This window comes from Streptomyces regalis (genome assembly GCF_001509475.1).
Taxonomy (GTDB): Bacteria; Actinomycetota; Actinomycetes; order Streptomycetales; family Streptomycetaceae; genus Streptomyces; species Streptomyces regalis.
Genome location: NZ_LLZG01000209.1, coordinates 70,833 through 81,254 on the forward strand (window position 1 = coordinate 70,833; position 10,422 = coordinate 81,254).

Genomic DNA, 10,422 nt, shown 5'->3' on the forward strand with positions numbered 1-10,422 from the left:
CGGCGGGGCGCCGCCCTCTTTGGGCCGGGAGCCGGGCGGCCCAACGGCACGGATGCCCGAAGACTGCACGGGATGCAGACACCGCCACGGGCCACAGCCATCGGCGCGACCGCCGTCAGGCGCAGAGCACGCAGAGGGCACCGCCGAGACGGGCATCGTCCCAACGGCATGGCTGCCCGCAGACAGCGCCGGATGCAGACGCCGCCACGAGCCACCCCCCGGCGGCACCACCGCCCTCAGGCCGCAGGACACGCAGAGGTGGGCACCACCGGAATGGACATCATCCCAACGGCATGACCGCCCGCAGACTGTGCGGAATCCAGACACCGCCGGATGCGCACCGCCCCAGCCCCACACGACCGCCCTCAGACAGCGCCCGGGTGCAGACGCCGCCACGGGCCACCGCCCGCCGACACGACCGCCCTCAGACGCAAGGTACAGGTGGGCACCGCCCGGGTGGGCATCGTCCCAGCGGCATGGCGGCGCGCAGACTGCGTGGGATCCAGACGCGCCCGGTGCGCACCGCCCCAGCCCCACGACGTCCGCAGGCAGCGTGGGATGAAAACGCCGTCGAGTGGGCGCCGCCCCTGTGGCTCGCTTGGCCAAGGGGCGGCGCGTCTCGGTCGGTCGGTGTTCTTGCGGCTGCCCGCTTCTCAGGGGCGGCGGCGTCGCTCAGCCCGCCAGGGCCTCCTCCGGCTCGCCGCTGCTCACGCGCGGTCCCGTGACCCGCACCTCCGGCAGCTCCCGGTGTGCCGGGTCCCGTACCTCGCCGACCAGCAGCTCCAGTACGTCCTCGAGCGCGACGAGCCCGAGCACCTTGCCGGACGCGTCGGCCACCTGGGCCAGGTGTGTCGCGGCGCGGCGCATCACCGTCAACGCGTCGTCCAGCGGCAGTTCCGAGCGCAGCGTCGTCATCGGGCGCCACACCTGCTGCGGCACCGCCCGCTCCGACTCCTCCAGGTCCAGTACGTCCTTCACGTGCAGGTAGCCCATGAAGGCGCCGGTCTCCGCCGCAACCGGGAAACGGGAGTACCCCGTGCGGGCGGTGAGCGCGACGATCTGGCCGGGCGTGACCGACGGGCTGACCGTGATGAGGGACTCGCGCTTGAGGAGCACGTCCGTCACTGGGCGGGAGCCCAGTTCCAGCGCGTCCTCCAGACGTTCCTGCTCCTCGGGGTCGAGCAGGCCGGCCTGGCCGGAGTCCTCGACGAGGCGGTTGAGCTGCTCGCTGGTGAAGACCGCCTCGACCTCGTCCTTCGGCTCGACACGGAACAGCCGCAGGATGGCCTTGGCGACCGCGCCGAGGGCCAGGGTGATCGGCCGGCAGAAGCGGGCGAACCAGACCAGGCCGGGGCTGAGCCACAGCGCGACCTTCTCGGGCGCCGCCATCGCCATGTTCTTCGGCAGCATCTCGCCGATGACCAGGTGGAAGAAGACCACCGCGGCGAGCGCGATGACGTAGGTGAGCGGGTGGATCAGGCCGTGCGGCAGGTGGATCCATTCGAACACCGGCTCCAGCAGGTGCGCCACCGTCGGTTCGGCGACCGCGCCGAGCGTCAGCGAGCAGACCGTGATGCCGAACTGGGCCGCCGCCATCATCTGCGGCAGCCGCTCCAGGCCGTACAGGACCTGGCGGGCCCGCGCCGTGCCCAGCGGTTCGATCTGGCTGCGGCGGACCGAGACGAGGGCGAACTCGGCGCCGACGAAGAAGCCGTTGGCGAGCACGAGCAACGCGGCGAAGAGGAGTTGGAGCACGCTCATCGGGCGACCTCCACCACGGCCCCGGTCCTGACCAGCCGGACCCGTTCGGCCCGGTAGTGGCCGACCCGGCGCACCGACAGCCGCCAGCCCGGCAGTTCCGCCTTGTCGCCGACGGCCGGGATACGCCCGAGCAGGTCGGCGACCAGGCCGGCGACGGTCTCGTACGGCCCCTCGGGCACGTCGAGTCCTATGCGCTGCAGGATGTCGACGCGGCAGCTGCCGTCGGCGTCCCAGGCGGGGCGGCCGTCCTCCGGCGGTGCGGCGGCGAGTTCGGGCGGTTCGTTGAGCACGTCGTCGTGCTCGTCGCGGACCTCGCCCACGATCTCCTCGACGATGTCCTCCAGTGTGACGACCCCGGCCGTGCCGCCGTACTCGTCGACGACGACGGCGATGGGCTGCTCGCTGCGCAGCTGGGCGAGGAGGGGCTGGACCGGCAGGGTCTCGGGGACGAGCAGCGCCGGGCGGGCGATGCGGCCGACCGGGGTGCGCAGACGATCACTCGAACGGATCGCCAGCGCGTCCTTCAGATGGACCATGCCGACGATCTCGTCGATCCTCTCCCGGTAGACCGGGAAGCGGGACAGGCCCGTGGCGCGGGTCAGGTTCACCACGTCCTCGGCGGTCGCCGACGACTGCAGCGCGCTGACCTTCACGCGCGGGGTCATCACGTGCTGCGCGGTCAGTTCGGCGAGCGAAAGGGTCCGTACGAACAGGTCCGCGGTGTCCTGCTCCAGGGCACCTGCCTGCGCGGAGTGCCGGGCCAGGGAGACGAGTTCGCCGGGGGTTCGGGCGGAGGCCAGCTCCTCGGCGGGCTCGATGCCCATGGCGCGGACGAGGCGGTTGGCGACGGAGTTCAGTGCGGCGATCACCGGCCGGAACAGGCGCGCGAAGACGTGCTGCGGGCCGGCGACGAAGCGCGCGACCTGCATCGGCCGGGACACCGCCCAGTTCTTGGGCACGAGCTCACCGATCACCATCTGCACGGCCGAGGCCAGCAGCATGCCGACGACCACGGCGACCCCGGACCCAGCGCCCTCGGGAATGCCGATCGCGGTGAAGGGGCCGCCCAGCAGCTCCGCGAGCGCCGGTTCGGCGAGCATGCCGACGACGAGGGAGGTGATGGTGATGCCGAGCTGGGTGCCGGAGAGCTGGAAGGACAGTTCCCTGAGTGACTCGACGACCCGGCGGGCCCGTCGGTCGCCGTCGGCCGCGGCCTTTTCGGCGTCCGTGGCCTCGACCGTGACCAGGCCGAACTCGGCGGCCACGAAGAAGCCGTTGGCGAGGATCAGGAGGAACGCGGCTGCCAGAAGCAGCAAGGGGGTGCTCATGATGCCGCCGCCCCGGTATGTCGGGAGGGGGCGGCGCAGGTACTACAGGACGATCCGTCCATCGCTGGAGGGAATCACTCCTCGGGTAGCAGGGGGGCCTCTGAAGACCGGTGGGAACATCAGCGGCGGAGGCGCCACGAAAACGCCTCCGCCAACAGATTAATCAAGACATGGGGATTTACGGCAGGGTGAACGCCCCCGAGTCAGCCCTGACGGCCCTCGGGGTCGTTGATGGCGCGGGCCTCGGCGAGAGCCCGCAGTGCGCGCGCGTCGGCGATGGCCCGCTGCTTGGCGATGCCCGGCTGGATGCCGAGCGCGGGCAGGCTGGTGCCGTCGCTGAGGTTGAGGAACACCCAGGGATCACCCGGGCGGAGGTTCACCTGGACGATCTCGGCCCACTCCAGACGGCGCTTGCCGGCGATGTTGACCACGGTGACGCCGGACTCGTCGGCGACGACCTTGACGCGCGCCAGCATGGCCAGCACGCCGAACATGAGCGCGCCGGTGAGGATGAAGCTGAGACGCTCGCCCGGGCCGAGCTTCTCCAGCAGGAGTGCGACCGCCGTGATGACGACGAAGATCGCGATCCCGGCCGTGAGCAGGACGGCCCGGGTGCGGCCCGGCCGGAACGTGACGGGCAGGTTGGGCAGTTCGGAGGACATCGGTGTACGGCCCCTCGGGTCAGAGGCGGCAGGCGTGGATGGCCGTCGTCAGGATGGCCCGCGCGCCGATGTCGTACAGGTCGTCCATGATCCGCTGGGCCTCCTTGGCCGGAACCATGGCCCGGACGGCGACCCAGCCCTCGTTGTGCAGCGGGGAGACGGTCGGGGACTCCAGCCCCGGGGTGAGGGCGACGGCCTTCTCGAGCTGCTCGACGCGGCAGTCGTAGTCCATCATCACGTACGTCCGGGCGACCAGGACACCCTGGAGGCGGCGCAGGAACTGCTGCACCTTGGGCTCCTCGCCGTCCGCACCGGTGCGGCGGATCACGACGGCCTCGGACTTCATGATCGGCGTGCCGACGACCTCCAGGCCGGCGTTGCGCAGCGAGGTGCCCGTCTCGACGACGTCCGCGATCACCTGGGCGACGCCGAGTTCGATGGCGGTCTCGACGGCGCCGTCGAGGTGGACGACGGAGGCGTCGATGCCGTTGTCGGCGAGGTGCTTGGCGACGATGCCCTCGTAGGAGGTGGCGACCGTCTTGCCGTTCAGGTCCGTCAGGTCGTCGCCGACGGTGCCCGGCTTGGTGGCGAAGCGGAAGGTGGAGCGGGCGAAGCCCAGCGGCAGGATCTCCTCGGCGTTGGCGCCGGAGTCGATCAGCAGGTCACGGCCGGTGATGCCGATGTCGAGCTGCCCGGAGGAGACGTAGATCGCGATGTCGCGGGGGCGGAGGTAGAAGAACTCGACCTCGTTCTCCGGGTCGACGATCCGCAGTTCCTTGGACTCGCGGCGTTGCTGGTAGCCGGCCTCATGCAGCATCTCCGCCGCAGGGCCGGACAGTGAACCCTTGTTGGGGACGGCGATGCGCAGCATGAGGTCGGCTTCCTTCGTTCGCTCTTACGGTGTGCGGGTTGTCGGTGCTCAGAGGTGGGCGTACACGTCGTCCAGGGAGATCCCGCGGGCGACCATCATCACCTGGACGTGGTACAGCAGCTGCGAGATCTCCTCGGCGGCCGCTTCCTTGCCCTCGTACTCGGCGGCCATCCAGACCTCGGCGGCCTCCTCGACGACCTTCTTGCCGATGGCATGGACGCCCTTGCCGACCAGTTCGGCGGTGCGGGAAGTGGCTGGGTCGCCGTCGGCGGCCTTCTGCTGGAGCTCGGTGAAGAGCTCCTCGAACGTCTTCTTGGACATGGTGACGCTCAGCCTATGCCAAGTACCGGTTTCGTCAGCGCCAGGGTTCAGATACTGAGCGGAGGGTGGCCGCCGTCGCCACCGCCGCGGTCACCGCCTCGTGCCCCTTGTCCTCGCTGGAGCCCTCGATGCCCGCCCGGTCCAGGGCCTGTTCCTCGGTGTCGCAGGTCAGCACGCCGAAGCCGACGGGGACGCCGGTCTCGACCGAGACCTGGGTCAGGCCCTGGGTCACGCCCTGGCAGACGTACTCGAAGTGGGGGGTGCCGCCGCGGATGACGACGCCGAGGGCCACGATCGCGTCGTAGCCGCGGCCCGCGAGGACCTTGGCGACGACCGGGAGTTCCCAGCTGCCGGGGACCCGCAGGAGGGTCGGCTCGTCGATCCCCAGGTCGTGCAGGGCGCGCAGCGCGCCGTCGACCAGACCGTCCATCACCTTTTCGTGCCACTGCGCCGCGATGACCGCGACCCGAAGGTCGCCCACATTGCGTACGGACAGCTCCGGTGCGCCCTTGCCGCTCACGTTCTTGTGTCTCCTCGTAGTGCTACTGGTTGCTGCAGGTGGACACGGGGGCCGTGTCCAGCCAGGGCAGGTCGTGTCCCATCCGGTCCCGCTTGGTGCGCAGGTAGTGGAGGTTGTGCTCGCCCGCCTGTATGGGCATCGGCTCGCGGTCGGTGACCTTGATGCCGTGCCGCACGAGGGCGTCGCTCTTGTCGGGGTTGTTGGTCATCAGGCGGACGCTGGTGATGCCCAGGTCCGTCAGGATCTGCGCGCCGGCGCCGTAGTCGCGGGCGTCGGCGGGCAGGCCGAGTTCGAGGTTGGCGTCGAGGGTGTCGCGGCCGCGCTCCTGGAGTTCGTACGCGCGCAGCTTGGACAGCAGGCCGATGCCGCGTCCCTCGTGGCCGCGCAGGTAGACCACCACTCCCCTGCCCTCGGCCTGGATGCGCTGCAGGGAGGTGTCCAGCTGGGGGCCGCAGTCGCAGCGCAGGGAGCCGAACACATCGCCGGTGAGGCACTCGGAGTGGACGCGGACCAGGACGTCCTCGCCGTCGCCGATCTCGCCGTGCACGAGGGCGACGTGCTCGACGCCGTCGACGGTGGAGCGGTAGCCGTACGCCCTGAAGGTGCCGTGGGCCGTGGGGAGCCGGGTCTCGGCCTCGCGGCGGACGGTGGGCTCGGCGGAACGGCGGTAGGCGATCAGGTCCTCGATGGAGATGATCGTCAGGCCGTGCTTGCGGGCGAACGGGATCAGCTCGGGCAGCCGCAGCATCTCGCCGTCCTCGCCGGCGATCTCGACGATGGCGCCGGCCGGGCGCAGCCCCGCGAGGCGGGCGAGGTCGACGGCGGCCTCGGTGTGGCCGTTGCGCGCGAGGACGCCGCCGGGCTTGGCGCGCAGCGGGAAGATGTGGCCGGGGCGGACGAAGTCCGAGGCCTGCGCCGTGCCGCTCGCGAGGAGTTGGAGCGTGGTCGACCGGTCGGAGGCCGAGATGCCCGTGGTCACACCGTGCGCCCCCGAGGCGTCCACGGACACCGTGAACGCGGTCTTCATCGACTCGGTGTTGTCGTCGACCATCTGCGGGAGGCCCAGCCGGTCGAGTTCCTCGGGCTCCATGGGGGCGCAGATCAGGCCGCGGCACTCGCTCATCATGAAGGCGACGATCTCGGGGGTCGCGTGCTCGGCGGCCACGACGAGGTCGCCCTCGTTCTCCCGGTCCTCGTCGTCGACGACCACGACGGGGCGGCCCGCCGCGATGTCGGCGATGGCCCGCTCGATCGGGTCGAGCGTGAGGTCCTCGAAGCCGTCGGTGCTGTACAGAATCGGTGCCGTGGTCATGCCGGCGCTCCTTCCAGGACGGGCCGCGCGTCCTCGCGGGAGCGCAGCCACCAGTCGCGCATGCCCCACAGGACGAGTGCGCCGTAGATGACGTAGACGAAGCCGGAAAAGGCGTAGCCGTTGGCGAAGTTCAGGGGCACGCCGACCAGGTCGACGAGCAGCCAGGCGAACCAGAACTCGACCATGCCGCGTGCCTGTGCGTACATGGCGACGACGGTGCCGACGAAGATGTAGGCGTCGGGCCAGGGGTCCCAGGACAGGGTCGGGTACGCCTTGAAGAGCAGCGCCACCGCGACGGTGCCGGCGGTGGCCGCCGCGACCATCGCGCCGCGCTCGCGCCAGGTCGCGAACCGTACGGCTATGTGGCCGTCCGCCGTCCGGCCCTTGCCGCGCTGCCACTGCCACCAGCCGTACAGGGCGACGAGCATGACGACCGCCTGCTTGCCCGCGCTGCCGGTGAGGTGGCCGAAGAAGGCGCCGAAGAGGATCAGGCCGGCCAGGAACTGCACGGGCCAGGTCCATATGGACCGCCGCCAGCCGAGGGCGAGGGCGGCCAGGCCGAAGAGGTTGCCGATCATGTCCGACCAGAGGATGTGCTGGCCGAACAGGGCGAAGGCCTCGGAGTTCAGCGAGTTCACTTGGCCGTCGCCCCTTCGGAGGAGAGCCGGTCGCCCAGCATCCGCTCGACGTACTTGGCGATGACGTCGACCTCGAGGTTGACCGGGTCGCCGGGCTGCTTCAGGCCGAGCGTGGTCAGGTCGAGGGTGGTCGGGATGAGGCTGACGGTGAAGTAGTCGGGCCCGGCGTCGACGACGGTGAGGCTGATGCCGTCGACGGTGATGGAGCCCTTCTCGACGACGTACCGGGAGAGGTCCGCGGGGAGTGAGATCTTGACGATCTCCCAGTTCTCGGAGGGCTTGCGCTCCAGTACCTCGCCGGTGCCGTCGACGTGGCCCTGCACGATGTGGCCGCCGAGGCGCTCGCCCACGGCCATGGGGCGTTCGAGGTTGACGCGGGAGCCGACGGTGAGGACGCCCAGGCTGGAGCGGTTGAGGGTCTCGGCCATGACGTCGGCGGTGAACTCGTCGCCCTCGTGGTCGACGACCGTGAGGCAGACGCCGTTGACCGCGATGGAGTCGCCGTGCTTCGCGCCCTCGGTGACGACGGGACCGCGCAGTCGGAAGCGACAGGCGTCGTCGAGGGTCTCGACGGCCGTGACGTGGCCCAGCTCTTCGACGATTCCGGTGAACACTTCCCGGGTCCTCCTGCCGCATAGGGGCACGGACTCCGGGGCTGTCGATGACGACAGAATGTACGAGCAGAGACACCGGGGCGACGCCGGACAGGGCTCGCCTCAAGGACGAACCGGTACGGCGGCGCGCACGAATGCCCGCCCGCCGCGCACTGCCTCCCATCCGGACTTTAACCGTCGGTCCAGGAATTTCACCTGGTCAACCGGCCGCTGGAGGCGACCGGGTCGCGGACTGTAACCGCCGGTTCGGACTTTCACCGACCCCGGAGTGCGCTGCTTCTGGTACACGGCCAGTCTGCCACGCCTGATCCGCGTCCATGCGGGCGAATGCTGTGGGGTGCCTCACAGGGCGGCTGGCTGGATTTCTCCGATTCAGGGTTGGTCCATACCTATTGACTCACTGGTCTAGTCCTCCCTAGGGTCGGCGCAACTTCCCTGGACAGGAACGACTTTGGAGGTCGGGAACCCCGTCGCCCTTCGCGGCCTCTTCCAGTGGAGAGCGCACGGACATCGGTGACCGGGGTGGGTGGCAGGGCCTCGGAGCCCGCCGAGCCCCGCGCAGACGGCCCGGCGGCGGTGACGACGGCCCTTGCCCGCCGCCGGGCCTCCCAGGTGCCGCTTCCCGTGGTTCTGGCAGGGTGAACGGCATGACGACCGCGACCGCCGACGAGTTCGAGACCCACCGGCCCCGGCTGTTCGGCCTGGCCTATCGGATGCTGGGCTCCGCCGAGGAGGCCGAGGACACCGTCCAGGACGCATACCTGCGGTTCAGTGGCGCCGACCGTGCGCGGATCGAGCACCCGGCGGCCTGGCTTGCCAAGGTGGTCACCAACCTCTGTCTCACCCGGCTGACTTCGGCCAGGGCCCGGCGCGAGCAGTACATCGGGCCCTGGCTGCCCGAGCCCGTGGTCACCTCGGACGGCACACTCGGACCGCTGGAGTCCGCCGAGCAGCGCGACGCCGTGTCCATGGCGATGCTGGTGCTGCTGGAGCGGCTCACGCCGACCGAGCGGGCCGTGTACGTGCTGCGGGAGGCGTTCGCGTACGGGCACCGGGAGATCGCCGAGGTGCTGGATCTGACCGAGGCCAACTGCCGTCAGCTGTACCGGCGGGCGGTCCAACGGGTGGGTGAGGCGCGGTCGCGGTTCGAGCCGGCTCCCGAGCGGCAGGTAGAACTCGTCGCGTCCTTCGTGGCAGCGGCCCGGGACGGTGATCTGGCCCGGCTGGAGAAGCTTCTGGCGGCCGACGTGGTCTGGTCGAGTGACGGTGGTGGCAAGGTCTCGGCGGCCCGGCGGCCGGTCGAGGGCCGGGAGAAGGTGTCCCGTTTCCTGGTGGGCCTGGTCGAGCGGTTCATGCAGGGCGTCCACTTCACGACGGCCGAGCTCAACGGCGAGCCGGCGGTGGCCGCATGGGCGGGCGACACGCTCCTCGGCGTGGTCGCGCTGGAGCTGAGCGACGGGCTCGTCGTGCACGCCCGAGCCGTGGTGAACCCGGACAAGCTGGCTTTCGCGGGCCGTCAGCTGGGCGGGGCGCAGGGCCTTTGACGACGGGCTCCACGGCCGTCTGTCACATTCCGCACCGGGTACTCGGTCAAGGCTGACGAGGGGCGCTCCATCCGGGAGCGCCCGGCGTCCGAAGGGACTGAACGACATGACCACGATCCTGGTGACCGGCGGTACCGGAACGCTCGGCCGGCTCGTCACCGAGCGGCTGCGCGCGGACGGGCACGAGGTGCGGGTGCTCAGCCGGCACGCCCAGCCGTACGCCGTCGATCTGCGCAAGGGCGGCCCCGGCCTGGACGCGGCGGTGGAGGGCGTGGACACGATCGTGCACTGCGCGACTACGCCGGGCGGGGGTGACCAGGAGGCGGCGGCGCATCTGATCGCGGCGGCACGCAAGGCGGGCGTACGGCACCTGGTCTACATCTCGATCGTGGGCATCGACCGGGTGCCGTTCGGCTACTACAAGACCAAGCTCGCCGTGGAGACGCTGATCGAGGAGTCGGGGCTCGGCTGGACCGTGCTGCGGACGACGCAGTTCCACGACCTGCTGCTACGGCTGTTCGGAATCCTGTCCAAGCTGCCCGTGATGCTGCTCCCGGCCGGCGTGAAGGACCAGCCCGTGGAGGCGGCGGAGGTCGCGGACCGCCTCGCCGAACTGGCCCTGGCAGCCCCCGCCGGGCGGGTGGAGGACATGGGCGGCCCTGAAGTGCGGACCTTCGATTCACTGGCCCGCGCGTACCTCAAGGCGACGGGCCGAAAGCGGGCCGTGGTGAGCGTGCCGCTGTGGGGAGAGGGCTACCGGGGGTTCCGCTCGGGCGGCCATCTGACGCCGGGGCGGGCGGTGGGGAAGGGGACGTTCGAGGAGTACTTGGGGCGGCGGGTCTGACGGGGCG

11 protein-coding genes and 1 riboswitch are annotated in these 10,422 nt (G+C 70.7%); of the genes, 2 read left to right on the top strand and 9 right to left on the bottom strand.

Going from position 1 to position 10,422, the window contains the following annotated elements:
• Window positions 1-672: 672 nt before the first annotated feature.
• The 9 genes from ADL12_RS22535 to ADL12_RS22575 all read right to left on the bottom strand — a co-directional run bounded on the left by ADL12_RS22535 (window position 673) and on the right by ADL12_RS22575 (window position 8,027).
• Window positions 673-1,761, bottom strand: a complete 1,089-nt coding sequence (locus ADL12_RS22535) for a hemolysin family protein (RefSeq protein ID WP_062704490.1) — start codon at window positions 1,759-1,761, stop codon at window positions 673-675.
• Window positions 1,758-3,089: a hemolysin family protein gene (locus ADL12_RS22540; RefSeq protein WP_062704491.1), complete on the bottom strand. Its 1,332-nt coding sequence runs from the start codon at window positions 3,087-3,089 to the stop codon at window positions 1,758-1,760. Before ADL12_RS22540 ends, ADL12_RS22535 begins: the two co-directional genes overlap by 4 nt.
• Before the next feature lie 203 nt (window positions 3,090-3,292).
• On the bottom strand, window positions 3,293-3,751 hold the full coding sequence (locus tag ADL12_RS22545) for a PH domain-containing protein (RefSeq protein WP_062704492.1): 459 nt from the start codon (window positions 3,749-3,751) through the stop codon (window positions 3,293-3,295).
• Window positions 3,752-3,770: 19 nt separating this feature from the next.
• Complete coding sequence (gene hisG / locus ADL12_RS22550) at window positions 3,771-4,622, bottom strand: ATP phosphoribosyltransferase (protein WP_062704493.1); 852 nt, start codon at window positions 4,620-4,622, stop codon at window positions 3,771-3,773.
• A gap of 48 nt (window positions 4,623-4,670) precedes the next feature.
• Window positions 4,671-4,943, bottom strand: coding sequence for a phosphoribosyl-ATP diphosphatase (locus tag ADL12_RS22555; protein ID WP_062704494.1), 273 nt, complete (start codon window positions 4,941-4,943; stop codon window positions 4,671-4,673).
• 34 nt (window positions 4,944-4,977) lie between these two features.
• Window positions 4,978-5,463 carry a 6,7-dimethyl-8-ribityllumazine synthase gene (gene ribH, locus ADL12_RS22560; RefSeq protein ID WP_062704495.1) on the bottom strand — a complete coding sequence of 162 codons (486 nt, stop codon included), beginning with the start codon at window positions 5,461-5,463 and terminating at the stop codon, window positions 4,978-4,980.
• Between the two features lie 22 nt (window positions 5,464-5,485).
• Window positions 5,486-6,775: a bifunctional 3,4-dihydroxy-2-butanone-4-phosphate synthase/GTP cyclohydrolase II gene (locus ADL12_RS22565; protein ID WP_062704496.1), complete on the bottom strand. Its 1,290-nt coding sequence runs from the start codon at window positions 6,773-6,775 to the stop codon at window positions 5,486-5,488.
• Window positions 6,772-7,413 carry a nicotinamide mononucleotide transporter family protein gene (locus tag ADL12_RS22570; RefSeq protein WP_062704497.1) on the bottom strand — a complete coding sequence of 214 codons (642 nt, stop codon included), beginning with the start codon at window positions 7,411-7,413 and terminating at the stop codon, window positions 6,772-6,774. The genes ADL12_RS22565 and ADL12_RS22570 overlap by 4 nt, the downstream gene beginning before the upstream one ends.
• A complete protein-coding gene (locus ADL12_RS22575; RefSeq protein ID WP_062704498.1) occupies window positions 7,410-8,027 on the bottom strand; it encodes a riboflavin synthase in 618 nt (205 codons plus the stop codon). Before ADL12_RS22575 ends, ADL12_RS22570 begins: the two co-directional genes overlap by 4 nt.
• Before the next feature lie 145 nt (window positions 8,028-8,172).
• A riboswitch (FMN riboswitch) is annotated at window positions 8,173-8,303 on the bottom strand.
• A 371-nt stretch (window positions 8,304-8,674) separates the two neighbouring features.
• Between ADL12_RS22575 and ADL12_RS22580 the strand changes: the two genes are divergently transcribed.
• Both ADL12_RS22580 and ADL12_RS22585 read left to right on the top strand, forming a co-directional pair.
• Entirely contained in the window at window positions 8,675-9,571 is an 897-nt protein-coding gene (locus ADL12_RS22580; RefSeq protein WP_062704499.1) for an RNA polymerase sigma-70 factor, read from the top strand.
• Between the two features lie 106 nt (window positions 9,572-9,677).
• A complete protein-coding gene (locus ADL12_RS22585) occupies window positions 9,678-10,415 on the top strand; it encodes an SDR family oxidoreductase (protein ID WP_062704500.1) in 738 nt (245 codons plus the stop codon).
• Window positions 10,416-10,422: the final 7 nt, after the last annotated feature.

Bases quoted from the DNA above. Each gene is read 5' to 3' on its own strand.
- ADL12_RS22580 (WP_062704499.1), top strand. From the start codon at position 8,675: ATGACGACCGCGACCGCCGACGAGTTCGAGACCCACCGGCCCCGGCTG.
- ADL12_RS22540 (WP_062704491.1), bottom strand. From the start codon at position 3,089: ATGAGCACCCCCTTGCTGCTTCTGGCAGCCGCGTTCCTCCTGATCCTC.
- ADL12_RS22545 (WP_062704492.1), bottom strand. From the start codon at position 3,751: ATGTCCTCCGAACTGCCCAACCTGCCCGTCACGTTCCGGCCGGGCCGC.
- ADL12_RS22585 (WP_062704500.1), top strand. From the start codon at position 9,678: ATGACCACGATCCTGGTGACCGGCGGTACCGGAACGCTCGGCCGGCTC.
- ADL12_RS22565 (WP_062704496.1), bottom strand. From the start codon at position 6,775: ATGACCACGGCACCGATTCTGTACAGCACCGACGGCTTCGAGGACCTC.
- ADL12_RS22555 (WP_062704494.1), bottom strand. From the start codon at position 4,943: ATGTCCAAGAAGACGTTCGAGGAGCTCTTCACCGAGCTCCAGCAGAAG.
- ADL12_RS22535 (WP_062704490.1), bottom strand. From the start codon at position 1,761: ATGAGCGTGCTCCAACTCCTCTTCGCCGCGTTGCTCGTGCTCGCCAAC.
- hisG (WP_062704493.1), bottom strand. From the start codon at position 4,622: ATGCTGCGCATCGCCGTCCCCAACAAGGGTTCACTGTCCGGCCCTGCG.